We start from the raw sequence: 25,739 nt of genomic DNA, 5'->3' as shown, positions 1-25,739 counted from the left end.
TGTAACGTTGGACGACCTGTTTGTCATGCAAATCAAACGACCCAAGGAACTAAGCAGGATAAGATAGGGACATAGCAAACAGGGAGGCCATTTTATATGAATAAAACACATACAACAAAAAAAACAGTTCTGCATGCGCAGAATATTCGAAAGTCCTATGGATCACGCAGCAATGTCCAACAAGTACTAAAAGGCATCGAACTTCGTGTCCATGAAGGTGAATTTGTCGGCATTATGGGTTCTTCGGGAGCAGGAAAGACAACATTGCTCAACGTCCTTGCAACGATTGACCGTACGACAGAGGGGTCTATCCTCATCGGTAATTCCGATATTTCGAAGATGAAAGATCGGGAACTTTCCGCGTTTCGTCGTGAAAAATTAGGATTCATTTTCCAAGACTATAATTTACTAGATACATTAACTGTAAAAGAAAACATCTTGCTACCTGTATCACTTGGTAAGATGAATAAAAAAGAAGCGGAAGCAGAGTTCACGGCAATCGCAGACATCCTTGGCATTAAAGACCTCGCACACAAATACCCGCACGAAATTTCAGGTGGTCAAAAACAGCGGACATCTGCTGCACGTGCTCTTATTAATAGACCCTCCATGGTATTTGCAGACGAACCAACAGGGGCCCTCGATTCCAAATCAGCATCTTCCCTATTAGGCACATTAGAGGATGTCAATAAAAAGCGGGACGTCACAATCATGATGGTGACGCATGACCCACTTGCTTCGAGCTATTGCAGCCGCGTTGTCTTTTTGAAAGACGGCACCATTTACTCGGAATTGTACCGTGGCGATAAAACGAGACAAGTCTTCTTCCAGGAAATCCTGAAAGTTCAAGGCGTTCTCGGGGGTGACAGCGTTGACACTATTTGATCTTGTCATCCGCAGTATGCGGAAAAATATCAAGCATTATTATTTGTATTTCTTTGCACTGATTTTCAGTGTTGTCCTTTACTTTGTATTCGCGACGTTGCAATATGATTCTGCAGTTATTGAGCAGGTAAATAGCTCCATGAAGATGGATTCCGCATTCAAGGTGGCGGGCATTTTGGTTCTATTCATTGCTGGCATATTCGTTATCTACGCCAATTCGATTTTCCTTCGGAGAAGAAGTAGTGAAATAGGACTGTATCAATTGATTGGATTAACGAAAGGGGCAGTTGCACGGCTCCTTATTATTGAAAACACACTTCTTGGAGCCGGAGCGCTCGTTATCGGAATCGGTGTCGGGATGCTTTTATCCAGAGTATTTTTATTGATACTTATGAAATTGGTCGGCTTTAATGACATTGTAGAGCTATCGTTTTCGATGGGGGCCGTTTTACAGACAGCACTTGTATTCGTGGTTATCATTGCGCTTACATCGATTCAAATGGTGTTTAAAGTGTATCGTAATACATTGCTTAGCCTATTCAATGCTGACAAACAAGGGGAACAGCCGAAGAAGCCGAAAAGTGGGCTATCGGCAATACTTGCTTTTCTTGGTATCGGATTGATTGTCTTTGGTTATTGGTTATCGGCACATATGTTGAATGAATTGTTATTCTTTAATATGCTTGGCGTTTTATTCTCAACGATATTAGGAACCTATCTTCTATTCCGCGTGACAATCAGTTGGTTGTTCTATCAAGTACGAAAGAGAAAGCAAGGACATTTAGGACTTTCCAATAGTTTGTCACTTGCCTCACTCATGCACCGTCTAAAAGGGAATGCGAACTCGCTCACCATTATTACAGTTTTATCTGCAATGACATTAGCGATGCTTGCAGGTTCTTATTCGCTTTATTATTCAACGGAAAAAGAAACGCGCTACATGATGCCATTCGATTTTGCGTTTGAAGAAGGAGCGGCAACACCGCTTTCAGACAACGAAATATCGGCAGTGGACTTTGAGGTTGAGTTAAAAGAAAATGGAATTGATTATACAACTGGGACAATCGAGTTACTCGGAGTGGAAGGAACTCATGAAAAAGGTGTTTTCCCTGCATTTCTTGATATGAGGGAAGAAATTTTTAATGCCTATTTTGTAAATGCTAAGCAATTACGAAAAGCAGGTCTCGAAGTTGAATCACCAAAAGATGGATCTGTCATTTTTCATAATGCTTCCATGGTGGCTATGGCAAAAGATATAAAGATACCATTCGAGATGTATATTACAAGCGGTGAAACAGAAAGCATATTTACCGCTGTGAAATATGGTGAAGGGGACGTTGTGAACGCAGTTTGGGGATCTCAACTTGTAGTGAGTGATGCCGATTTTGAAAAGTATAAAAGAACGATGAAACCAGAAAAAATAGTAGAGATGACCCCAGAGAGTATAGTAAGGAATGTCCGCGTTTTTAATGTAGTAGACAAAGGCCAACTTGCCATTGCTTCTTCTATCCGTAACCCAAATCAAGACACCGTGTCGTCATACGGCACCGATTATTATTTGACGTATGTAAAATCCATGCAAAGTAATGGACTTCTCATCTTTATCGCCGGGTTTTTAGGGTTGGTGTTCTTAATTTCAACAGGTAGTATTTTGTACTTCAAACAAATGACGGAAGCTGAACAAGAGAAAAAAAGTTATGCAACACTTCGTCAACTTGGCTTTACGGTTAAAGATATTATGCGCGGAATTATCCGCAAACAAGTATTTGTCTTTGGCTTGCCGCTACTGATTGGTCTATTGCATTCTATCTTTGCGATAAAAGCGGCGTCGTTCCTATTCATGTCCGATATTACAGTACCTACAACGATTGCTATGGGCCTTTATGCATTGATTTACCTCGTATTCGCATTCTTGACTGTCGGCTATTATCGGAAAACGGTGAAAGCCGCACTATAATTGATTTTAACTTTACGAATAGTTCTAATTTCGAAGTGGCACTCTTTCATGTAAAAGTGGATTGGGTGCCATTTCCGATAAAAGGGATTCATTTCAAGAATACGTTAGAGGTAATGGTTAGGAAGGGGGGGGTTAATTGCAAACTCATATAATGCCAATTTTCATCGCATTTATTGTCTGTTTTATGCTCGCATCATTTTTGACTTTGCCTTGGGCAATCTACCAATACCGAAAATATGGGTACATTAGTTTTTGGCGTACGTTTTTGATAATTAGTTTCCTGTTTTACAGTTTAAGTGCCTTTTTTCTTGTGATTTTACCCTTACCTATAGTACGGAATAATTGTCAATTTGCAGATCCGATAATGTCGTATATGCAATTACGACCGTTTCAATTCATCCAGGATATAGCACATGATACAGGTGTAGTTTGGTCAAGGCCCTCTTCATATAAATCATTGGTTGGGGCTCTCTCGGTGTATCAAGTCGTATTTAATGTACTCCTATTATTCCCAGCTGGCGTGTTTTTACGTTATTTATTCAAAACGAAGGACAAATGGTTTTATGTGATTTTCATTGGATTCGGCGTGTCTTTGTTTTTTGAAATTACGCAGTTAACGGGTGTTTTTGGGATTTTTACATGTCCATACCGGCTGTTTGATGTCGATGATCTAATGGCGAATACACTTGGCACCTTTCTTGGCTTTCTTTTTGCACCCCTGTTTTTAGCGTTTATTCCTTCAAGAGATAAGTTAAATGAAGAGGATGAAACGCATATGAATGAAGGGCAATCGACCATAGGTGCACAACTTTTTGGACTTGTTTTGGATGTTATTCTAGTTAGGTTCATCACGGGTGTTGTTATGAATGTGATGAAATGGACAGGTACGTTTACCGAATTTGCGCTCTTTACGGTTGTCCTATTTGTGGGAATTGTAATTGTACCGATGATTTGGAAGGGCTATACACTAGGTTCAAGAATTGTTCGGATGAAATTACAGCCCGACACGACCAAATGGTTTACAAGTTTAAGCAGACGATACCTTGCGATTTACTTGCCTTATTTCTTCAGTGGACTTGCAGGTGTAGCAAATCAGTTTGCAAGTCAAGCAGAATTACTGTTACTCCTTTTCTCAATCGGACTTGTTTTTTTATCAGTGCTTTTATGGATGACTGTAATCGGACATATACTAATTCGTTGGATAAAAAAAGACAAGCCACTTTATTTTAATGAGTATAGCAATATAATTTCTTTAAGAAGACATACAAAAAATTAAATGAATAAAGAAGGCGGAATTCTTATTCTACCTGTAAGAAAGAGGAATGTTGGATGAACCCATCAATCGCAAAAAAAGAACGAATTATTTCATTGGATATTATCCGTGGAATCGCATTGTTTGGTATTATGCTTATTAACATACCTGCTTATCAAGTTGTTATGGAAGGTGATATTCTCCCCGTAAATAGTGGTATGAATCATTATGTAGATATGCTCATTCATATCCTGGTGGAAAAGAAATTCTTCTCCATATTCTCCTTCCTGTTCGGTATCGGTTTCTACATTTTTACATCACGTGCCCAGCACCGTGGAGATAAGCCAAGATGGCGTTTTGTTCGCCGTTTGCTTAGCTTATTGGTACTCGGTATCATTCACGCAATCATATTTTGGGGATCTATTTTAGCAGCCTATGCTGTTATCGGATTTCTTCTCCTCCCATTTTACAGGGTACAAATCTCGACCATCAAAAAATGGCTGGCAGGCTTCACTTGCGTTTACCTGATTGCGCTGATTATGGCGTTAGTCATTCCGACAATGGCCAGTTCCATGGCTTCAATCGGAAATGATACAGTGCTGGTCTACATTATGTTTTTGGCAGGTTTCTTAGTTGCAAAAGCGGACTGGCCACGACAAATTGGCCGATTGCAAAAGCAAGTCAGATGGATTCAGATTGTGACACTGCCAATCGTCATTGGTTTTTCTGTATGGATTTGGATAGCAAAGCAACAAGGTGTAGATAGTGTGGAGTTAATCATTTCTCTTGGCACAATTCCTACCGTGCTGTTTTATCTGGCAACGATGTTCTTATTGCTAGAAAATAAAAACATTGTACAACTACTGCAACCAGTAGCTCGTGTTGGTCAAATGGCTTTGACTAACTATGTTGCTCAAAGTTTCATTGCTTTGGCAATTATGTCACTAATGGGCATCAAATTTGCATCTTCAAGTCAGACCGTCTTGATTGCCAGTGTTATTTTCATTATCCAAATACTTTTTAGTGTCCTATGGTTTAAATTTTTCAAGATGGGGCCATTGGAGAAAGTATGGCGTCTTATGACCTATGGAAGAAAAAATTCAACTACGAATAGAAAAGGAGCAAAATCATGAAGAAAGTATTCGCAGCAATTGCAATCATAGTTGTTATCATTGGTTTCCTAATAGCCTTGAGATCAGTGGGCTTCAATCGATTAGGCGCAGAAAGTTATTATGTTCAAATCACGGAAAGTAGTACTAAACTCGAGGACAAATCACCTAGCGGAGAGCTATATGTTCGATACGAATACACACTGCCTGCATTTGATAAAAAAGGAAATGAAAAAGAGTTTACGTTTACAGGTGATCATGAATTGCGTAAAGATGCATATTTGGAGTTGTTTATAAAGAAAGGAAAGGGAGTAACTTCCTATCAAGAAGTGAAAAAGGAAGAGATTCCCGCAAAGGCAAAGGACATGTTGAATTGAATGAAAGATGAATTCTAAGGTGATTAATATTTATTAAATCATGAATATTATACAGATAATTGCTATAGCAACTTTGATAATCGCGTTAAAGGTTAAAGGTTAAAGGTTAAAGGTTAAAGGTTAAAGGTTAAAGTATGAGTATTGGGTTTCTATTTTGAAAACGGCATCGATATCGTTATCTTCGGTATCACTGTATCAACTATATATGGAAAAAGTAGTAAACATTTCACTGGAAAGTTAGTCGAACAAAATGGCGACAATCAAGTGTAAACGGATTAGTTATTTGAAATTCCTTGAATTAGCAGAATAGGAAAGCATCAGACTATAAAAACACCGGATTCCAATTAGGAATCCGGTGTTTTTACTAGCGATTGGAAATTGGGTTACTCTTTACAAAAAGATGAAATTTGTGAGGTGAAAGTCCAAAGCTTCCCAACAAGGCTTAAATAATACAAGCATTCTTTTTATTTTGATATTCCCTCCATCTTTAAGATGCAATTTTACTTTTTTCGGATATTAAAAATAGAAGGAATGTGAGAAATATAAAATCTGCCTGTCGATAAAAGAAGTATCAGACAGAGGTTTTCGAATTTTAATTATTCGCTTTTTCATAGCGAAATGTTTATTTTATTACTCACGTTTGTTTAGGTGCTTGTCGCGAAAGGCTAATGGTTAGCGAACAAAATAAGGTGGATTATTTCTGTTTTGGGGTAGAGAATAATAAAAATCTTAATGAGAAAGTGAGGTATCACTATGTTTATGGATGCGCTAATGGTTGGTCTAGCGAATGATTTTATATGGACGTACATACGGATGTAGCTAAGCAAATCGATGGCATTAGCAAGGATCCTCTTGCGAGCGCATTGAATGCAGCAGGCTATAAATACAGTAGTGCAACTCCGAGGGGGTGGACCTTCGTTGGCGACAGCGATGAACCACTTGATCAAAGCATTTTCGACTTTGTGAAATCCAAATCATCGGCCAAGAAATCGCATTCACAACCGGTTCCCAAGACAGTTACAACAGATTCACATGCTATTCATCGACAATTCACCGATGACGAAATGCGAGCCATCAAAGAGATGTTAAAATCATGGCAAGAATCAGCTCCAGTAATTAAAAGGGAGCCAACGCTTCATGAACGTATTAAACAACTTCCACAAGAAGAGAGAACGCGAAAGACCATTGTGATTGATCAAACTATCGGGGAGCGCTTTGATGTGTTTTACGAAGCGGAACGCCTCAATAAATCGGACATTTTACATTTAGCGTTGGTTGATTTTATGGATAAATTCGAATGACCCCCCATGACTTTTCAGGGAGGGTTTTTTATCTGCTCATTGTTGAGGTGAATCTGCATAATTATTCATGTAGACAGGCCTGACGTTCACCAGAAAGCCCGTTAACTCAACAATGTATATTTGATGCATACAGAAAACGAAGGACCGTTGGAGATGAAATGAGGGTTTATAAGGGGTTATGGCGTATGATCAACTTCCGAGAATTCTTATTGCGTAAAGAAGTTAACTACTTCCGTGAACTGGCGTTATGTTAACCTGTCGTGTATAGACTATACAAGCCTGTTCAGCAATCAAATCATAAGGAGGTGTTTTAAATGCCGTGGTCAGAATTTAGATCAATAATAATTATGCTCTTGCTTTTAGGTTGATGTGTTAGTTTAATGCGTCAAAAAAGTGCATTAAAAAGGGAAAACGCTAGACTTTTGGAAAAGACCGGAGAATATGGAGATATGAAAAATGAAGCAAAGGAAATATTAAAAAATTTATCAGAAGTAAAAACCGTTAAATCATTGAGAGAGAAGTACGGTTTGTCCTTGATAGATGCAAAGAAAATCGTGGATTCAGTAAAATAGCAGTGATCTTATTAAACTAATGGGCCATTTAGTTGCAATTATGGAACCATTTACTACCTCGCTACGTCTGGATTAATAAGAATTTTCAGTGTGAATGGAGGTATAATTATGTGGGTAATATTCGGTCTTATCGCAATAATAGCAACTTGTATAAATCTTTATATGTATGGAACAGGCAAAGATTATAAATTGGCAATGGCGATGGGATTATCATTTACGGCACTAACAATTGTTGCAGATTACAGTATGGTGTCCGATTGGGTAGAGGTGAAAGATTGGGCTGCATTATTAGATGTAGTACCTACGATGGAAACAGCCTTATGGGTTTTGACGATTATATCGATTTTATTAAATATTACTCCTATACTTTTAGAGTTGAAAAACAAAAAAAATTAATATGTTAATTTTTTTTCAGCTAACGGGCGCGATTGTCGTACAAAATTCGTGCTTCTGTCGGGCTAAATAATACAAGAATTGCTAAATAGAATACTGACTGTCGAGGTGCTTGATATTGAAAAGACCAATTGGAATTAGACTAGATGGTTGTATTTATACTAGCAATGGTGAAGATTTAAGTGAGGAAGAGTTTTCTAATGCTTTTATTGAATTTATTGAAGAAAAAGGATGGTATTTCGGTGGTGGGCTTTTCCAAATAGACGAGGAAGGAAATCATATAAAGGATATTGTATAGCTTGTAGCGCAATCGGGCGCAAATCTTGAAAAAGGATTTGCGCCTGTTCAGTAAAAGGAGCCATTTAGGAGGAGCAACATATGAAAAAACACTGTTGTGAAGATATGGATTACCATGCAAATTTCAAATGTGATATGTATAGCGATCCATTTGAATGTCCTGATAAAATAATGATTTTCGATGATAAAGATAACGACTACGGTTTGATAATCCATGATGGTGGCTCTTCAAGTATAAGTATTGATTTCTGTCCGTGGTGTAGTTCGAAATTATAAACTACTATGCAGCTAACGGCCGCGATTGTTTAATTAAGCGTCTCTGTTTTTATTAAACTAACGAGGTGATTTAGTTTAAGATTCAGCTGCCTTTACAGGGCATTTTTTTATTGTGTAATGGAGGTAACTACTTCCGTGAACGAGTGTTATGTCAACCGATGGTGCATTCTTCATACATCCATGCCAAGTACAAGAACGAGGATCAGGATATATGAGCCTAAAAATTTCTGAACTTGACAGTAAACCTTGATAACCACTGGTAAACTGCGATTTTTAATAGTTAACTCAAATAAATCGAATTAACTAACAAGTGGAGAAAATCAAGAGAAACAGAACTCATTCTAAAATCCGAAAATCAAACCTTCAAAAGTGTCTACAAGCCTTTTGAAGTCCTTTCAAGAAAAATCACATATAAAATTCTAAGCAAAAAGCCCTTAAAGCGCACAGGACGAATTCTGAAGCTCTCCAAGGACTTTTTTTCCTTTAAAATTCATTATAATCTATTAGAACAAAATCCTCTTTACAGAGACCCATTTTCTTCTCAGCCTTATAATCCATTATATTCCCCAAAAATTTACGTACTGTTTCTTCCAGAGCTTGTTCTACAGTCATCCCAAATCCTATTCCACCTTCATAGCCACCTAATCCCATTGAATCCTTTAATCTAAGATTCGTAACCCCTGTAAATCCATTACTCTCATAAGGTCTAAGTTGAATGTTTTGGTTCTCATAAACCTTCACTTTAAAAGCGCCGTAATGGATAGTATCTCCTTCGTATACCTTTTTAAAAAAACGTAGAGCAGTAATTTCGAACTCACCTACACACTTCTCTACATAATCAATGTGATCAATTTTAATATCTCTCCAACTCAATGAATAAGCCTCCCTTTTACTTGATTTTTCCATAAGATTTGATTATATCACTTGGACCAAGGGTGAATTAACCTAATGGATTGATTTATAAAGGGATTTCTAATTAATAGTAAAAGTGTTCTTTATCATGAAAAAGAGGAGAACAAACAATGAACAAGTTTGAAGATGCCTATTGGGGTAAAGAGTTCGCTGAAATACCTTAAATTGCCGACAGTACATTGAGAAAATGGTGCCTATCTCTAGAAAATCAAGGGCACGTTTTCATGAGGGGTCAGCACAACAGCCGAGCATTTGTCGAACGTGAGCTATTAATCTTACGGAGAATGAAAGAACTCATTCAAAATAAAGGAATCACACTCGAAACGGCATCCGAGATTGTCATATCAAGGTTTAATCAAACAGAGGGAACAGCATCTGTTCTAAGAGAGAACAGAGCGGAAGAACAGACACTTCCTGCCGTTCCACCTGTCCTTCAGAACGAATTATTATTAGATATATTAGAACGACAAGAACGATTAGAACGACAAGAACGATTAGAAGAACAGAACAAACAATTTCTATTGATGCTTGAAGAACAACAAAACTATATTAATAATAACCTTGATAAACGTGATCTTCAGTTAATGCAGGCTTTAAAAGAATCGCAGGAAACAAAAAAACTAATCGCTTCCACCTTGGAAAAAAAGAGTTTTTTCGAAAAAGTATTTGGTAAGAGGTAACACTTTGTAAATGATATTTATTTAAAGATAGATTCATAATGAATGATTTACTTTGGCACGCTAGCGTGCCTAAAGTGAAAAAACTTGGCCCCATCAAAACACTAGGCTTCGCCTAGTCCCACACCGTATCTATCATATTTATTTTAGAACGCTTCTAAGAGGTGTTTAAGCAATTTTTAGGATATCAAGGGAATTAATTCAAAAAAGTGCGCAATAGGGGATTGAAAAGCATGTCATTGATAGGCTAGATCCATCATTCAAACACTTAAACAGTCTTTTAAAACGTATCCATGATTTACGAAGACGAATCTATTTATAATTTGGGGGTAAATTTTGATGGTAAAACTTCTTTCGTTTGGAATAATAACTACAAGCTAAAACAATGAAACGAGGATGAATAGGAGATGGAAATTGATGAAACAGCAATAGTTAGAAGTATTCTTACTGCATTATAAAGACAGTAATATATCGGATGTAGGTAAGCAAATCGATGGCATTAGCAAGGGCAAGCGCATTGAATGCAGCAGGCAATAAATACAGTAGTGCAACTCCGAGGGGGGCTTCGTTGGAGACAGCTATGAACCACTTGATAGAACAGGTAATGTTGATTGGAATATTGGTTTGGATTATGAAAAAGATCAGAGTTTAGCTAATAAAATAAAGTTTTGCAATTAAAGAGTGACTGTTGCTACTCTTTTTTTATTGCTTTGTGTTCCAACAAATATAGAAAAAAGGAGATTCAAATGAATAAATATGATTTCTTTTTTAAAAAAATAAAATAATGATTACTTTATATTAAAAAACATGTTACTTTTGAATTTGACATAAAATACATATTTGGATAATATGGGGAGCGTATTGTTGTGGAGAGGATTTTGTTCTAGTAAAATATGATGAGTTTTAAAAGGGATAGCCATCTGTAATGGGATGTTTATTGTACATAGTTTTGTAATATCACATTATACAGGATTTGGGAAGGTATTCTATTTTATTGTACATTTATGCTTAGAGCCTCAAGGGCTCAGTGATATGGAATTGATTCATTGGTATAAATATTGTTTGTAATTTAGGAGATCAAATTGATTATGAAGAAAATCTATTTAATTGTCTTTTTACTTGGAACTATAACTTTGTCTTTTTACCTGGGCTACAACTTTCATCTGAAAAATGAAGAAGTACCATTCATTCAAAGCGAACAGAATATTAACTTTCAAGATAGTCAAGTAATTCCTTGGGGAACGGAGATTATTGGAAAGAAACAAAATGCGAAATTAGAAAATGAGAAGAAAATTAAAATAGCGATATTAGACAGTGGGATTAATAAAGACCATAAAGATTTAGACGGAAAAATAGTAGAAGAGTATAATGCCGTGCAACCTCAAGAACCACTCGTAGATACTCTAAATCATGGTACAGCAATTGCCGGTATAATTACTGCTAACGATAACGACTTTGGAATAGTTGGTATTAGCCAAAATGTTGAATTGTATTCAGTCAAAGTAATTGATGATAATGGGAAAATTAAAAAAAATGATTTTTTAGATGGCTTTAAGTGGGCTATGTCACAAGATGTGAATATTATCAATATAAGTTTAGGGTTTCCTAATGACTTCCCTGAACTAAACAAATTAATAGATTCAGCAGTAAACAAAGAAATTATCATCGTAGCTGCCAGTGGTAATACTTTCGGATTGAATGCACAGTTCCCAGCTAGATATGATGGAGTCTTTTCGGTTGGTTCGATAGATAAACAAGGGAAACTTCCAAGTTTCTCCGCTAATGGAAAAGTTGATTTTGTAGCTCCGGGAGTAGATGTATTATCGCTAAATAATGATAGAGAGAGTTACTCTTATAGTGAGGGTTCTTCTTATTCTACAGCCTATATTACAGGTATAATTTCGGAATTTTTGTTAAGTAATGACTTCAAAGGAAAAGAAGATATTTTTTTTGAGGTGCAAAGTTTTTTAGAAAAATCTTCCTTGAAATTAAAAGGTGATAAAGGTAATATTGGAAATGGTTTTCCAATATTAAAAAATTAGAAGGTGGTATTGGTATGAAAAGTATTTATTCGAGTGAAAAATTAATAATATTAATCGTAATTGCTATGGTCTTTACTCTTTTTCCAAAATATCAAGTTAAAGCACAAGAAGATCTAAGCAGTCTAATAAGTATCGAAAACCAATTAAAAGAAGAACTAAAAAAAGATAACATTGTATTAAAAAACCTTGATATATCCACTGAAGAATTAACAATAAAAACCACGCTTAAAACAGTGGATGATAATTTAGCTGAAGCGACTATTGAAGTAACACCAGGGTCAAACATTATGAAATTATTTACAACAGAAGTAGATGAATTAGGAGAAACTCTTTCAGCAGAATATATTATAAAAATTAATGAATTTGAAAATGATGAGTTTGAAGCAACTATTGTGGACCTAGTAACAGGTGAAGAGTTTGAATATAACTCTGAGGAAGGAACAGCTTCGTTTGCTTTTCTAATACCAATCGGCATAGCAATGACTCCAGCTATCTTAACAGCTTTATTTCATACTGGGGCTATGATACTTGTCGGTGGAGCAGCTTATGTAGTTGCTAATCAAGCTAAAAGATCCAAAGATTATAATCATTTTGCAGCGGTAGTTCAGAGTGGTACTGTTTATCATGGGGGTGGGTTAAGTAAAGCACAAGCAGTTACTAGAATAAAATCTGGAAATGATACTTGGTCGACTTCTAGTAATCAGGCAAAAGGAGTTGCCTCTTCAGCTAATCCTAATGGCCAACCAATAAACGAAGTTGACCAATTAAATGGTAAACCTAAAAAAGGGTACTATTATCATTGGCATCCATATAAAAGAACCCCAAAAGCTCATGCGTTTTACGGCAATCCAGTTTGAGGAGTATATGAATGATTGACTACACAAAACTATATAAAAAATACTTATATAAAAAAAATGAATTATCTTTTACCAAAGAAGTAGTTATAGAGAAGATAATGAAAAAGTTTAACGCCAAATCATTTTCGAAAACAGAAGTATTAGACTTAATTAATGATGATCAATTAGAGTACAGTAAAATTTTCGAATGTCTCGTAATAGATGATCCTCAAGTATTATTGGGTACTTTTTCAGGAAAAGAGAAAAAATACCACAAGGAAGAGTTAAATGACAATCAAGATAATCCTTTAGATTTCAAGAAAATAAAGAAGGCTGAATGGTCTTATAATCGGCTATTATTAGATGAACAAGAAGGACGAAGAATCGATATTTTTCTAGAAAGTAAAGATGGTCATTATATCTCAGAATTTATAGTAAGAGATAGATGTGAAAAAGTTAATAGTTATTTAAATGCTTTAATTGTGGGTGCACTTATCCAAACGGGTAAAGCGGAATATCCTGCAGATATTGAAAATGAATATTTTCAATATTATCTAGAAAATTTAAACAAGAATAACTTCTTAAATTAACAGTTACAATAAATTTTTTTGAACATAATTAACCTTGCATACGATTTAAGTGATTATGTCAATTCAGATATTTCATGAATTTATAGTTATAAAAAATGAATCTAACACAATGTAAATATGTTAGATTCAAAAAACAGCCAAAACCCTTGATACAAAAGGGTTTTGGCTGTTTTTTATACTTGAATTTTTTTCGCCATCAATTTGAATCTAACTTAATACGTGTCAAAATCAACTTAAGTTAGATTGGAGTTTGCACATTAATACGTGAGGAAGTGTACTGCAGGCATGAAATTTGTTGAACCGATACGGGATCTTAACAAGATTAGCAGCATGAAAAAATCCTTTTCGCGCAAAGCGAAAGGAACTATCTCCTATTTACGCTTGGCATCAATTCACCCTATCGTATTTCGGACTTAATTAGGGTGCAATTTAAGCATGTACTGGATCCTAAAAACAGTGTACGTTCGCATTAAGCACTGACTGAACAAAAGACAGGGAAGGAAAATAAGATGGCTCTTTCTAAAGGGGTTAAAAAGGCGATTGAGGCGTATGCCGGCCAGCATTATGAGGGGGATTCGGAAGCTTACCTATTCAGGAGCCGGAAAGGGACGAATCAAGCGATTAGCCGGGCCCAGGCCTGGACCATTATAAGTGATGCAGCGAAAGAGTTAGGTCTTGAAAACATCGGAACGCATTCCCTTCGAAAGACGTTTGGTTATCATCAAATCAAACGAGGGACGAATATAACGCTCTTGATGAAGATGTTTAACCATAGTTCCGAGAGTGTTACGTTACGGTATATAGGCATCACACAGGACGATATGGATGCGGCTGTTCAAGCCTTGGACCTTTAATTTGAGGCTACCCTATAAAGGTTGCCGACAAGAATGAAACGAGGGTGAATAGGAGATGGCAACCCCTGTTGGATTTCCCCCAAATAAAATTCGAGTATAGCCAATTCGGTTTCTTTTCGAACGATTTCTTTCTCTACGTGGAAGTCTGCCAGTAGAGTTGCGACATTTCCCGTTGATAATTGCCACGTCTTATCCTTTTTCTGCAACAAAATAGAAGAAAAATATACATTTAATATGGTAAAATGATACATAATACCTTGTATTTAGTTAATTATGTGTGTAATAATTGATTTTGGCTTTAATGTAAATATTTGGAGGTAGTTATGAATGGAAAAGATGAAAAAAGTTATTACGTTATTAAGTCTTTTAGTTTTATTCAGCACCACTATTTTGGTTCCTTTAGCAAGTGCAAAAGAAAGAGAGGTTCTAACTTCCACCGATCTTAACCGACTGGAAGAGAGCCCACAAAGTGAGCTTACTGAGTATGATTTGAAAGTACTCGAAATAATAAAAGAGTTAGAGTCATCCGATGAAGGAGTTTTATTAGAAGATTATCAAGAAGATGATATATATACTGTTTATGGAGGAACCATAGCGGCTGGTAAATACGTCATCCCGGGTATTGGAACAGTTATGGTACTTGTAACAGGTGCTGTTATTATTGGAGATGTGATGTGGGAAGCCACTACTTCAGTTGCAAAGAATATCATAAATTTACTTTTTTCTAAAAATGATCCTGTATACAAGACAGATAAGGAAGCAGAAGCAGCTGCAAAAAAACTTGGTTATAAAAAAAATAGTGAGAAATGTGGTAAAGCCGCGATTTTTGATAAGGTGAAAAAATCCACAAAAGGGCCTGGTTATATATCTCGTGATATAGATAATCATAGCGGTAAGGCTGCTTGGAAAGGTGGCACTTCGCCGCAAAATCTCTGTTCAAAAGATAGAAGGAGTGGTACGTATGATACGAAACTCGACAGGGTCGCCGACTAAATCCATTAATACTAAGTCCGGGGTTCTCCTAACTGAACCGTGGAGTTCTTCTATGTATTTTGATGCACCCATGGAGAATCGTGTTAGATTCTCAACGGATTATTTTAGTGAAGTTCGAGTAAAAGGTATTCAAAAGTTTATTAACGACCTCACGTTGGGTGAGCCAACTATCGATCTATTCATTTCCCTAGAATACAATAGGAGAAAGAAATATATTGCTAAAAACTTATCAAAGCGTATATGTTTAGTTAATTGGAAAGAATATAAACTAACAAGTGAAGAGTTTGATCTTGACGATGGGTTTGGTAAGATTGCATCAATAAAAGATGTACCAGTAAGTGAGGCAATCTTATATACAATAGATGTACTTCTCAATAAAAACACTTGTGCTTTCAATGCTTTATTTATTATTGTTACGAGTAAGTATCTAATCCATTTCGGAGCGAGCGGAGACGTAATCAATATCCTTTCTAAAGACCCTAAGAATATTGATTATATAAAAATGGGTTATAAGGGTATTTTTGATACTGTTCACGATGAACCTTTAAGCTGAAATCAAAGTCAAGATGATTTGTTAAAAAGCGACCTATCCATATATCTGAACTGGACTAGCCTAAATTATTGAGATAATATAAAACACCTTCGGAGTGGTACATTTGTAAAATGTACTTACATCGGAGGTGTTTTTGCATGGGTAAAAACGTATATTCAAGCGAAGTTAAATGGGCAGTTGTTAAAGATAAACTAAGTGGTGAATTGACAACTAATGAAATTATGGAAAAACACGGAATCAAAAATAAATCACAGGTTGAAACTTGGATGAAATGGTACCGTGCGAAAGAAATTTATCGATTTGATCAGCCAATCGGTAAACAATATACATTTGGTCACGGTCCCGAGTTAGCCAGTGAAGACGACAAGCGGGAACGTCAATTATCTCATTTGAAGATGGAGAACGAAATCTTGAAAAGTACATGGAGATCGAAAGGGAGTTAAAAAAGAAATAGTTCTACAGAGTGTAGAGAAACTTAAAAAGAAGTACACGATTACAGCCATTTTGTCCGCGTTAGGAGTACCACGGGAGAACTATTATAGATGGTGTCTTCAAGCTATCAATAAGCCGCTTTCAGTAGAAGAGAAATCCATTATGGAACTGTATAAAAGCACTAGGTATCGGAATGGTCATCAAAAAATAAAGGCTATATTGAAGCAGAACTATAATATAGAATTGAATCGCAATACAGTTTAGAACCTCGTGCAAAAGCATAACTTACAGTGTCGTATCAAGCCAAAACGGAAGTGGAAATCCCAAGGTGAAAGTATCATAATTGCCCCTAACCTTCTTAACCGCGATTTCACGGCTAGTAAACCGAACAAGAAGTGGGTGACAGACATCACATATATCCAATATGGCAGTACTACAAAATATCTTTCGACTATTATGGATCTATTCAATAACGAAATTGTCGCTTACAAATTATACGATTATCAACAAACCCCACTCGTGATTGACACGTTAAAGGAGGCGCTGGTTGTCCGTAATCACCTCGAAGGCGTGATTGTGCTTTCAGATCAAGGAAGTGTCTACACGTCATATGCGTACCAGGCCTGCATTAAGGATAACGACTTCGCCAGCAGTATGTCGCGTAGAGGAAACTATTGGGATAATGCGGTGATTGAATCTTTTCATTCGAACTTGAAGTCTGAGGAATTTCAATATGTTAAATTTAATTCATTACGTAATCAAGACGTAACTGAGCGGGTAATTACCTATTTAAATTATTATAATGAAGAACGTATCCAAGAAAAATTAGGCTACCTAACACCCATAAAGTATGGTGTCATGGCAGCCTAATAAAGATGTTTTATATGTGTCTCATATCGCTATGTCAGTCTACTCAGTTGGTTTTTAAATTTTGTACAGGTTCGCGTTGGAAGAAAGTGGTGTAATTTGTGGTTAGTGATACGTTCCATGACTATAAATGTTGACATAGAGAATCCTCTCAACAACGCTTGGCGCTTGGGGATGCCTCCCGCAATAAGCCAAACAGAAAACCGCGAGGCCACTGAAAAAGTTCTTTTTTATAGTAAGAACTAGTTGATTGTAGTGAAGAGCGGCGACTCCGGCGGGAACAGCGCGAGCTGAAGACCCCGCAGGAACGCAGTGACGAGGAGGCTGAAGCCGTGCCCGCGGAAAGCGTCCGCTCGGAACGGAAATCAAGGGTATTGAAGGTAATCTTACTTTTTCAGTGGCCTCGAAAACCGCTGTTAGTCTTATTGCTTCGGCTACCCCTATGAGGCACCTTCGCTGGAGATTATATAGAATCATTAGTTCAACATATATAAGATTGGATTAAGAAGTAGAAGAGGTTTGATAGGGTAGAAATACTTAGAGTTCAAAAAAACAGATACTCTGCTACAAAAAATATACCAAATAAGTTTTTGACCAATAGGAGAAGAAGAGTTGGAAATGAGATTCGTATTTTGGCCTAATATAATAGATGAGTAAGGAGGAATAAAATTGTCAGCTTTGAAAAGGGATGCTATTACATTTTTTAAAGTGTTAATTTATTTGGCTATTGGTTTCATCCTAACTGAAAATGTATTAGGAGTAATTTATGAAGATTTCGGGATTAGTTTTATGGGGAACGTATGGGTTAATTGGTTCGGGTTGTCGTATCTTTTGTATTTTTTCTATACAATAATCCGTGTACTATTTACAAATGAAAATAACCAATTGTTTAAAAAACGTATGAAATCCAAGGTTTTTTGGGTACTTTTTATTGTCTCGGCTTATGTCGTCTTTATTCCTTTTATTAAAGGAATAAATCCATTCTAGCTCAATTAATGATAGTTAGTTGAACAAAGAACAAGAATTCAACAAGAGGATTTAATGGATCGCGCTAGTGAAAACGCCATACGTAAATGTTTGGCGTTTTCACTAGCGCTTTTTGCTGTTTTTTTTACCGCTGAACGGACCTGTTGACTTCGGTATGATTTATTTCCAATCACATTTCCTCAGGTGCCTTCATACCTAACAATCGTAACGCCTCTTTCAAGACAATCGCCGTACTCGTGATCAGTGCAATTCTGTATGGCAGATGATCAGTATCGGAAAGCACTTTGACATTGCCGTAAAATGAGCTAAACGTTTGAGCGAGATCGATTGCATATTTTGCAATGATGGATGGGTCTAAATCATCCGCAGCGCGCTTGACTGTTTGTGGGAATTGCTCCAATGCTCGAATGATTGCCCATTCGAAATCATTGACGTCATCCACGCTATACGGCTGTATGTCGCCAGCTTTTCTTAACACTGATTTGGCCCGTGCGAAAGCATATTGGACGTAGGGACCGGTTTCACCTTCTGTCTGGAGCATTGTTTCTAAGTTAAATTCGATATCGTGTTTGCGATGTTGTTTCAGGTCACCGAAAATGATGGCACCGACGCCAACTTCTTCAGCGACTTGCGCTTTATTCGCTAAGTTTGGATTCTTCGTTTCAATTGTCGACTGTGCAAGTGAAATCGCCTCATTCAAAACTTGCTCTAGCAAAACAATTTTCCCTTTGCGGGTGGACATCTTTTTTCCGGCTTTTAATATGAGACCGAAAGGAATGTGCTGGATATCGTCTGCCCACTCGTAGCCCATTTTACCGAGTACTTTCTTGAATTGTGTGAAGTGGAGACTTTGTTCATTTCCAACGACATAGAGAGATTTCACGAAATCATACGTTTCTTTTCTATCGATTGCAGCGGTTAAATCGCGTGTGGCGTATAACGTCGCGCCATCTGATTTCATAATCAAACAAGGCGGCATATCCTCACCCAGTTCAACCACGAGTGCACCATTTGATTCTATTAAGAGTCCTTTATCTGCTATTTCCTTAACGATGGGTTCCATCTTGTCATTATAGTAGGCCTCGCCGTTATAGGAATCAAAGGTAATACCCAGCAAATCATAAATGCGTTGAAATTCCTTGAGGGATTCCGTTTTGAACCACTTCCATAAAGCCAGTGCTTCCTTATCACCGTCTTCCAGGGATTTGAATGCTGCTCTGCCTTCAGCGTTAAGCGAATCATTGTGCTCTGCTTCTTCATGGAATCGGATGTACAGTTTTAACAACGTCTGGATTGGAGCTTGCTGGACCTCTTGTTCGTAGCCCCATTTCCGGTAGGCTGTCAGTAGCTTGCCAAACTGTGTGCCCCAATCTCCGATGTAATTGATTTTTACGGTCTTAAAACCATTCTTTTCGAGTAGTAGTGCAATCGAATTTCCGATGACGGTGGAGCGCAAATGCCCCATGGAAAATGGTTTGGCAATGTTGGGGGAAGATAAATCGATTGTGACAATCCCGCCATTTCCTTCATTAGATGACCCATAGGAAACGGATGGATCCAGAATTTTCTGCAGTAGGGCACTGGTAATTGTAGTACGGTTCAGAAAGATATTCACATATCCGTTGACGGCTTCTGCTTTACGAATTAACGGATGTTCGATTGCCAGGGCGATTTCATTGGCAATGACAACAGGCGATTTTCTAAGTTCCTTTGCGAATGGGAAGCATGGTAAAGCCAATTCGCCTAAATGTGCATGGACAGGCTTTTCTAGCATGTTTTCATCCAATGGAATCGGACTAAATTGTTGCAGCACTTGCAAGACATCCATTTTCATTGTCAACACTCCTTTTGGTTGATTGAACTAAAAAAGCGTAAAAAAAAGCCCTCATCTCAAATTAATGAGACGAAAGCTTACTTCCGCGGTACCACTCAAATTACCCGTATAGGGCCACTTCCTCATAACGGCGAGACACCGGCTTTTCCTAAAAAGCTTGGAAAAGCATCTCCGAAGTGCGGTTCACAAGTATTCTTCACCGGGCTTCCACCATCCCCAGTTCGCTGAAAAAGAAATAATTGCTACTCTCTTCATCACAGATGTTGTAGTTGAATGTATCAAAATGGTGATTGGCTGTCAATTGAAAGTAACAATAATTCACAAGTGAAAACTGTTTGGAGTTAACTTCTAAACTATGTGTAGAACACTGCATTTAGTGCTGAATGACAAAATAGAACCGACATCGGGAAAAAAGGATATTTTTTTAGATTTTAAATTAATGTTTATAACTTGTGTATCGTTTGCAAGAATGACGATGATGACGGTCAAAGCGACACTAGAAAATGACTGTGGATATGTGGATAAGTTATTGATGGTAGGACAAGTAAACTTTTTCCCTATTTACGATTAGACCACAACATGTTAGGGTATGTATAATGATTAAGACACTACATATAGTGTTAGTGGCGAAATTGAACGAAAGCTGTATTGTTGACAAATAGGAATTTAGAGTGTCAAATAAGTTCTTGACTACTTAACTACAGCTAACAAATTATCCCTCAGTAAATAAAACTCATAAACGATGGATCTGCCTGAAAAAGGTGGGATTATCGTTTTTTATTGGAAATAGAAAAATTAGGTTTGATAAAGGAGCCGATGAAAATGACAATGAATATTACTAAGACGAGTACGGAGATGCTATTGGAAGACTTACAGAACGAGTTTGGTGGGGAGAAGATTCGTCCATTATTTACTGCAAGTGAAAAATGGAATGAGCGTCATCCTGGAGCAAGCGCATCAGAATGGACAAAAGCGATGATTCTAGAAACGCTCAGCAATATCGATGAGGTATCGACGTACTGGACTTTCGTTGCGGCCCGAATTCACTTACGTGATGTTTACAATCGTCAAGCTCAGCTTCGCGGTGCAAAGGTCTATACGGATTTTGCTGAAAACGTTGCCCGTCTAGTCGAGCAGGGATTATACACACCCGTCTTAACGGAAAAGTATTCACGCGAAGATCTTGTTATTCTCGGTAATCTAATCGAACCAGAACGGGACAAGCTATTTACATATATCGGTTTGAAAACACTTATGGACCGTTATGTCGCTGTTGACTTTAGCAAACAATCGGTTGAACTTCCGCAAGAGCGCTGGCTTGTTATTGCAATGACATTGATGCAGGATGAGACAACTAACCGGCTTGAAAAAGTAGCGGAATCATACTGGGCGATGAGCAGTCTCTATATGACGGTTGCAACGCCGACATTGTCGAATGCTGGAAAACCGCACGGCCAGTTATCAAGTTGCTTTATCGATACGGTCGACGATTCTTTGCAAGGCATCTATGACAGCAATACGGATATAGCTAACTTGTCGAAATACGGTGGCGGCATTGGTGTTTACATGGGGAAAGTCCGCAGTCGTGGCTCATCCATTCGTGGATTTAAAGGCGCTTCAAGTGGCGTACTTCCATGGATTAAGCAGTTGAACAACACGGCAGTAAGTGTTGACCAACTTGGTCAGCGACAAGGTGCAATCGCCGTTTATCTCGATGTTTGGCACAAAGACATTTTTACGTTCCTTGACCTCAAGTTAAACAACGGAGACGACCGCTTGCGCGCACACGATATTTTCACGGGCGTCTGCCTTCCTGATATTTATATGGAACAAGTTGATGCACGTGGGGACTGGCACTTGTTTGATCCGCATGAAGTTCGGGTGGTTATGGGTTATTCACTAGAGGACTTTTACGATGAAACAAAAGGGGCAGGTTCGTTCCGTGAGAAATACGAAGAGTGTGTTAATAATCCTGAACTTAGTCGGGAAATCGTTCCTGCTATCGATCTTATGAAACGGATTATGCGTAGCCAATTGGAAACGGGAACGCCGTACATGTTTTACCGTGATGAAGTGAACCGTGCGAATGCTAACAAACATAAAGGCATGATTTATTCATCGAATCTTTGCACAGAAATCACGCAAAATATGAGCCCGACTGAATTCGAGTCTGTTACGCTCGAAGACGATATCGTGGTCACGCGTTCAAAACCGGGCGATTTTGTCGTCTGTAATTTATCATCCATTAACCTGGGACGAGCTGTTCCAGCAAGCGTTTTGGAAAGACTCATTACAATTCAAGTGCGCATGCTTGATAACGTCATCGATCTTAATAAAATACCGGTTGTCCAAGCGCAACGAACTAACGCGCGTTACCGTGGAATCGGTCTAGGGACATTTGGCTGGCATCATTTGCTTGCCTTGCAAAACATTCAATGGGAATCAAACGAAGCAGTGGATTACGCTGATAAATTATATGAGAAAATAGCTTATTTGACGATTAAAGCTTCGATGCAACTGGCTACTGAAAAAGGATCGTACCCATTATATGAAGGATCCGAATGGCAGTCTGGCGTTTATTTCGACAACAAGAACTATGACTCGAAGGAATGGCATGAACTCCGCATCGATGTTGCAACAAATGGTATGAGAAATGGTTATTTGATGGCAATTGCACCGAATAGCTCGACATCTATTATCGCAGGATCAACTGCATCAATTGATCCGGTTTTCAAACCGTTTTATCATGAAGAAAAGAAAGATTATAAGCTTCCAGTTGTTGCGCCTGACCTTAATCACAACACATATGACGTCTATCGACGCTCCGCTTATATTGTCGATCAGCGTTGGTCAATCAAACAAAACGCAGCAAGACAGCGCCATATTGACCAAGCAATTTCTTTCAACATCTATGTTCCGAATTCAATTCGTGCATCGGTTCTGCTTGAACTTCATTTGCAAGCGTGGAAGTCTGGTATGAAAACGACATACTACACACGTTCAACTGCGACGGATATCGAAGAGTGTGAATGGTGTCATTCTTAATCGTCTACGCATCGTGGAGCGGAAACACGCAGGAAGTTGCTGAAATGATTGAAGAAACGCTAGTAGCGGAAAATATAGCTGTTACAACGTTTCGAATCGGTGGGGGCGTCATTCCGAACCCTCGTGATTTCGATGCGATGCTCTTGGGGTCATTCACATGGGAGCAAGGCTCAACGCCTGATGAAGTAAAAGACTTTGTAGCGGATGTAGGGTATAAACCGGATAATGTATACGTCTTTGGAACGGGTGATACCCAATTTGGCGGCGATGCATTATTCTGCCACGCAGCGGTGAAGTTAGCGCGGTTTTACGCATCCCCTTATGAGCCGCTTAAAATCGAACAAAGTCCACGTGGCATACAGCAAGAAAAAGTAATTGAATGGTCGAAGGGAGTCATCAGAAATTGGAAAAACTTAAACGAGTGAAGGTCTTGGAACCTGCACATCCAAACAAATCAACGGCTATTTTCGGGGGCAAGGCGAGTGGTATCCTCAACTGGAATGACATCGCACATCCCCATTTCTATACATTGCGTCAACAAATCCGTTCACTATTCTGGACGGCCAATGAAGTCGATATGACACAAGACGTTAAGCAATTCTCGACGCTGACAAAGCCGGAACAAGACGCATTTCTTAAAATTATTGGCTTACTCGCGACACTTGACGGACCACAGACGACAATCGCTTTGAAAATGGCGGATTATACAACCGATCCTTCTGTTAAATCAATTATGGCCACAATTGCCGATCAAGAAAGTGAACATAATCACAGCTATGCGTACGTACTATCTTCCGTTACGACACTTAATAAGCAGATGGCTTCATTTGAAATGGGCCGCTCAGACGAAGTGCTATTGAAACGGAATGAGCGCATTGTAGAAGTATACAATGACTTCGCCGAGCGTCCGACAATCGAATCAGCATTGAAAGCGATGGTCTATACGACGCTACTAGAAGGGCTATTTTTCTATAGTGGATTCGCATTCTTCTACAATCTCGCACGCAATCAGAAAATGGTCGGTACTTCGACAATGATTTCGTATATTAATCGTGATGAATTGCAACATGGTAAAGCAATTAGTGACATTTTCCGCGCAGCACTTGCAGAAAACCCTGAACAAAATACAGATGAATTCACGGCTTGGATTTACGATCAGTTCAAACATTCGGTCGAACAGGAAGTCATCTGGAGCCGTTACGTACTAGCAGATATTGAAGGTATCGAACTTGCCGAAATGGAAGGCTATGTGAAATATCGCGCGAACAAAATGCTTCGCATGCTCGGACTTAGTGAAATTTATCCGGAGTTCACTGACAACCCAATGAAATGGATTCGTGCATATGTCGACAGCTTCGACGATACTAAAACCGACTTCTTTGAACAATCATCACGTCAATACGTCAAAACAAGCGATCTTAATGGATTTGATGATTTGTAAGTATATGAACGCACACGGGAAAAATCGTGTGCGTTTTTTTTTCAAGTAAGAAGGGATTTGAATGGGGATGTAGTATCTTAAATAGGGCAAACCCTACTATCGGTACGAATGGCTGCCTTGTAAACTAAGGGTGAGAATAATTCTCATTAAAACAAGCAGAGGAGGAAAAAATTATGAGTCGACTAACACTTGATACACAAGTTTGTGATATCGTCACGGAGCTCCCTCAAAGTGCTGATTTGTTTAGAAGTTTGCGCATCGATTTCTGTTGCGGTGGAAAAATTGCTCTTAAAGATGCAGCTAAAGAACGAAAACTCAATCCTGAAGAGGTTCTAAATAGTGTCAAAAAAATAGAGGAGAAACGCGAGCAGCAAAGTGGCATCGATCCAACGTCATTCGGTTCAAAAACGCTCGTCTCCTATATTCAAGAAAAGTATCATACTGGGCTACGGGAAGAATTACCGCTTCTCGCACCGTACATTACAAAGGTTGCCCGTGTCCATGGAGAAAATCATCCGCATCTACTTCGCGTTCAAGAGATTTTTAAAGAATTACGAAGTGAACTTCTTGATCACACGGCAGACGAAGATGCCAACGTATTTCCGCTAATTCTGGAGTTTTTAGAAAATCCTACACCTGAATTGAAAGAAAAGGTTAAGCCGCTTGTAACGGAACTTGAGCAAGAGCACGAACACGCAGGTAAATTATTATTTGAAATACGTGATCTAACGAATAATTTCACGCTACCAGACGAAGCCTGTGGAACGTATAGACTCGTGTACGCACGTCTTGCACAACTTGAAAAAGACACATTTGAACATGTCCATCTCGAAAATAACAACTTATTCGACCGTGTCCGTGTCGCACTGTGATTGATTAAAGGACAAAAAACCACCTATCTACAAAGGTGGTTTTTTATGTGGAGTGGTTTAGCGAAGTCCGTTATGACTATAGAAATAGATATGAAAGAGTCTGGGATAGTATGAAACTAATTGCATGGCTAGGTTTGCTAGCGGGGGTCGTTTTAACGTTCGCCAGGGTGCTCGGTAAGTTTGGAGCAATACTGATAGAGACAGAGAAAGTAATAACACGTATATATCGATTCGAAAAAGGTCGCTTAATCTAGTCCGTAATGGGCAGAGTAGGCGGCTTTTTAATTTAAAGATAGAAACTATAGATTTTCAACATGGAACGTTGGTTAGCTCCGGGCGCTTTCCGCTTTTCTTTTTATAAGGGTATTCCCCACATCAAATAGGC

General features: G+C 38.2%; 28 protein-coding genes and 1 other annotated feature. Of the genes, 26 read left to right on the top strand and 2 right to left on the bottom strand.

What is annotated here, in order from left to right:
* Nucleotides 1-96: 96 nt before the first annotated feature.
* The 10 genes from H7992_RS22555 (at nucleotide 97) to H7992_RS22510 (ending at nucleotide 8,419) form a co-directional block, all read left to right on the top strand.
* Nucleotides 97-885, top strand: coding sequence for an ABC transporter ATP-binding protein (locus H7992_RS22555; RefSeq protein ID WP_187046110.1), 789 nt, complete (start codon nucleotides 97-99; stop codon nucleotides 883-885).
* Nucleotides 863-2,842 (top strand): ABC transporter permease, encoded by a 1,980-nt coding sequence (locus tag H7992_RS22550; protein ID WP_255428525.1) that lies wholly within the window; start codon nucleotides 863-865, stop codon nucleotides 2,840-2,842. The genes H7992_RS22555 and H7992_RS22550 overlap by 23 nt, the downstream gene beginning before the upstream one ends.
* Before the next feature lie 136 nt (nucleotides 2,843-2,978).
* Nucleotides 2,979-4,118, top strand: a complete 1,140-nt coding sequence (locus H7992_RS22545) for a VanZ family protein (protein WP_187046108.1) — start codon at nucleotides 2,979-2,981, stop codon at nucleotides 4,116-4,118.
* 53 nt (nucleotides 4,119-4,171) lie between these two features.
* Entirely contained in the window at nucleotides 4,172-5,227 is a 1,056-nt protein-coding gene (locus tag H7992_RS22540; RefSeq protein WP_187046107.1) for a DUF418 domain-containing protein, read from the top strand.
* Nucleotides 5,224-5,580, top strand: coding sequence for a YxeA family protein (locus tag H7992_RS22535; protein WP_187046106.1), 357 nt, complete (start codon nucleotides 5,224-5,226; stop codon nucleotides 5,578-5,580). Before H7992_RS22540 ends, H7992_RS22535 begins: the two co-directional genes overlap by 4 nt.
* Nucleotides 5,581-6,377: 797 nt before the next feature.
* Entirely contained in the window at nucleotides 6,378-6,881 is a 504-nt protein-coding gene (locus H7992_RS22530; RefSeq protein WP_187046105.1) for a hypothetical protein, read from the top strand.
* Between the two features lie 380 nt (nucleotides 6,882-7,261).
* Nucleotides 7,262-7,453: a hypothetical protein gene (locus H7992_RS22525; protein ID WP_187046104.1), complete on the top strand. Its 192-nt coding sequence runs from the start codon at nucleotides 7,262-7,264 to the stop codon at nucleotides 7,451-7,453.
* Between the two features lie 108 nt (nucleotides 7,454-7,561).
* Nucleotides 7,562-7,849, top strand: a complete 288-nt coding sequence (locus H7992_RS22520) for a hypothetical protein (RefSeq protein ID WP_187046103.1) — start codon at nucleotides 7,562-7,564, stop codon at nucleotides 7,847-7,849.
* A gap of 115 nt (nucleotides 7,850-7,964) precedes the next feature.
* Nucleotides 7,965-8,144, top strand: a complete 180-nt coding sequence (locus H7992_RS22515; RefSeq protein WP_187048040.1) for a hypothetical protein — start codon at nucleotides 7,965-7,967, stop codon at nucleotides 8,142-8,144.
* A gap of 80 nt (nucleotides 8,145-8,224) precedes the next feature.
* Nucleotides 8,225-8,419, top strand: a complete 195-nt coding sequence (locus H7992_RS22510) for a DUF6980 family protein (protein WP_187046102.1) — start codon at nucleotides 8,225-8,227, stop codon at nucleotides 8,417-8,419.
* Nucleotides 8,420-8,902: 483 nt separating this feature from the next.
* On the opposite strand, the gene H7992_RS22505 is transcribed toward H7992_RS22510, so the two are convergent.
* Nucleotides 8,903-9,292, bottom strand: coding sequence for a hypothetical protein (locus H7992_RS22505; RefSeq protein ID WP_187046101.1), 390 nt, complete (start codon nucleotides 9,290-9,292; stop codon nucleotides 8,903-8,905).
* A 263-nt stretch (nucleotides 9,293-9,555) separates the two neighbouring features.
* Between H7992_RS22505 and H7992_RS22500 the strand changes: the two genes are divergently transcribed.
* From H7992_RS22500 to H7992_RS22455, 10 genes are all read left to right on the top strand, one after another.
* Nucleotides 9,556-10,011 (top strand): DUF3967 domain-containing protein, encoded by a 456-nt coding sequence (locus H7992_RS22500; RefSeq protein WP_187046100.1) that lies wholly within the window; start codon nucleotides 9,556-9,558, stop codon nucleotides 10,009-10,011.
* A gap of 1,085 nt (nucleotides 10,012-11,096) precedes the next feature.
* A complete protein-coding gene (locus H7992_RS22495; protein ID WP_187046099.1) occupies nucleotides 11,097-12,050 on the top strand; it encodes a S8 family peptidase in 954 nt (317 codons plus the stop codon).
* A 14-nt stretch (nucleotides 12,051-12,064) separates the two neighbouring features.
* Nucleotides 12,065-12,907 (top strand): SAR2788 family putative toxin, encoded by an 843-nt coding sequence (locus H7992_RS22490; protein ID WP_187046098.1) that lies wholly within the window; start codon nucleotides 12,065-12,067, stop codon nucleotides 12,905-12,907.
* A gap of 11 nt (nucleotides 12,908-12,918) precedes the next feature.
* Nucleotides 12,919-13,476, top strand: a complete 558-nt coding sequence (locus H7992_RS22485; RefSeq protein WP_187046097.1) for a hypothetical protein — start codon at nucleotides 12,919-12,921, stop codon at nucleotides 13,474-13,476.
* Nucleotides 13,477-13,985: 509 nt separating this feature from the next.
* Nucleotides 13,986-14,330 (top strand): tyrosine-type recombinase/integrase, encoded by a 345-nt coding sequence (locus H7992_RS24930; protein ID WP_255428523.1) that lies wholly within the window; start codon nucleotides 13,986-13,988, stop codon nucleotides 14,328-14,330.
* A 327-nt stretch (nucleotides 14,331-14,657) separates the two neighbouring features.
* Complete coding sequence (locus H7992_RS22475; protein ID WP_187046096.1) at nucleotides 14,658-15,323, top strand: toxin C-terminal domain-containing protein; 666 nt, start codon at nucleotides 14,658-14,660, stop codon at nucleotides 15,321-15,323.
* 52 nt (nucleotides 15,324-15,375) lie between these two features.
* The gene (locus tag H7992_RS22470; protein ID WP_187046095.1) at nucleotides 15,376-15,876 is read left to right on the top strand and encodes a hypothetical protein; all 501 of its coding nucleotides are present in this window, start codon (nucleotides 15,376-15,378) and stop codon (nucleotides 15,874-15,876) included.
* A gap of 137 nt (nucleotides 15,877-16,013) precedes the next feature.
* Nucleotides 16,014-16,319 carry a helix-turn-helix domain-containing protein gene (locus H7992_RS22465; RefSeq protein WP_187046094.1) on the top strand — a complete coding sequence of 102 codons (306 nt, stop codon included), beginning with the start codon at nucleotides 16,014-16,016 and terminating at the stop codon, nucleotides 16,317-16,319.
* A gap of 259 nt (nucleotides 16,320-16,578) precedes the next feature.
* Nucleotides 16,579-17,178, top strand: a complete 600-nt coding sequence (locus tag H7992_RS22460; protein WP_187046093.1) for an IS3 family transposase — start codon at nucleotides 16,579-16,581, stop codon at nucleotides 17,176-17,178.
* Between the two features lie 666 nt (nucleotides 17,179-17,844).
* On the top strand, nucleotides 17,845-18,162 hold the full coding sequence (locus H7992_RS22455) for a hypothetical protein (protein ID WP_187046092.1): 318 nt from the start codon (nucleotides 17,845-17,847) through the stop codon (nucleotides 18,160-18,162).
* A 169-nt stretch (nucleotides 18,163-18,331) separates the two neighbouring features.
* On the opposite strand, the gene argS is transcribed toward H7992_RS22455, so the two are convergent.
* A complete protein-coding gene (argS, locus tag H7992_RS22450) occupies nucleotides 18,332-19,996 on the bottom strand; it encodes an arginine--tRNA ligase (protein WP_187046091.1) in 1,665 nt (554 codons plus the stop codon).
* Nucleotides 19,997-20,058: 62 nt separating this feature from the next.
* Nucleotides 20,059-20,263 (bottom strand) — a binding site (T-box leader).
* An 88-nt stretch (nucleotides 20,264-20,351) separates the two neighbouring features.
* Between argS and H7992_RS22445 the strand changes: the two genes are divergently transcribed.
* From H7992_RS22445 to H7992_RS22420, 6 genes are all read left to right on the top strand, one after another.
* Nucleotides 20,352-20,567: a hypothetical protein gene (locus H7992_RS22445; RefSeq protein ID WP_187046090.1), complete on the top strand. Its 216-nt coding sequence runs from the start codon at nucleotides 20,352-20,354 to the stop codon at nucleotides 20,565-20,567.
* A gap of 257 nt (nucleotides 20,568-20,824) precedes the next feature.
* Nucleotides 20,825-23,041, top strand: a complete 2,217-nt coding sequence (locus H7992_RS22440; protein ID WP_370570016.1) for a ribonucleoside-diphosphate reductase subunit alpha — start codon at nucleotides 20,825-20,827, stop codon at nucleotides 23,039-23,041.
* Nucleotides 23,026-23,466 (top strand): flavodoxin, encoded by a 441-nt coding sequence (locus tag H7992_RS22435; RefSeq protein WP_067213478.1) that lies wholly within the window; start codon nucleotides 23,026-23,028, stop codon nucleotides 23,464-23,466. Before H7992_RS22440 ends, H7992_RS22435 begins: the two co-directional genes overlap by 16 nt.
* Nucleotides 23,445-24,482: a ribonucleotide-diphosphate reductase subunit beta gene (locus H7992_RS22430; protein ID WP_370569927.1), complete on the top strand. Its 1,038-nt coding sequence runs from the start codon at nucleotides 23,445-23,447 to the stop codon at nucleotides 24,480-24,482. The genes H7992_RS22435 and H7992_RS22430 overlap by 22 nt, the downstream gene beginning before the upstream one ends.
* Nucleotides 24,483-24,655: 173 nt before the next feature.
* Nucleotides 24,656-25,354: an iron-sulfur cluster repair di-iron protein gene (ric, locus tag H7992_RS22425; RefSeq protein ID WP_067213475.1), complete on the top strand. Its 699-nt coding sequence runs from the start codon at nucleotides 24,656-24,658 to the stop codon at nucleotides 25,352-25,354.
* A 47-nt stretch (nucleotides 25,355-25,401) separates the two neighbouring features.
* Nucleotides 25,402-25,608, top strand: a complete 207-nt coding sequence (locus H7992_RS22420; RefSeq protein WP_187046087.1) for a hypothetical protein — start codon at nucleotides 25,402-25,404, stop codon at nucleotides 25,606-25,608.
* Nucleotides 25,609-25,739: the final 131 nt, after the last annotated feature.

Origin of the sequence: Sporosarcina sp. resist (assembly GCF_014302295.1) — a bacterium.
Lineage (GTDB): Bacteria > Bacillota > Bacilli > Bacillales_A > Planococcaceae > Sporosarcina > Sporosarcina psychrophila.
Note: the sequence above shows the minus strand (reverse complement) of the source record. Positions and strands in the feature narration are given on the sequence as shown.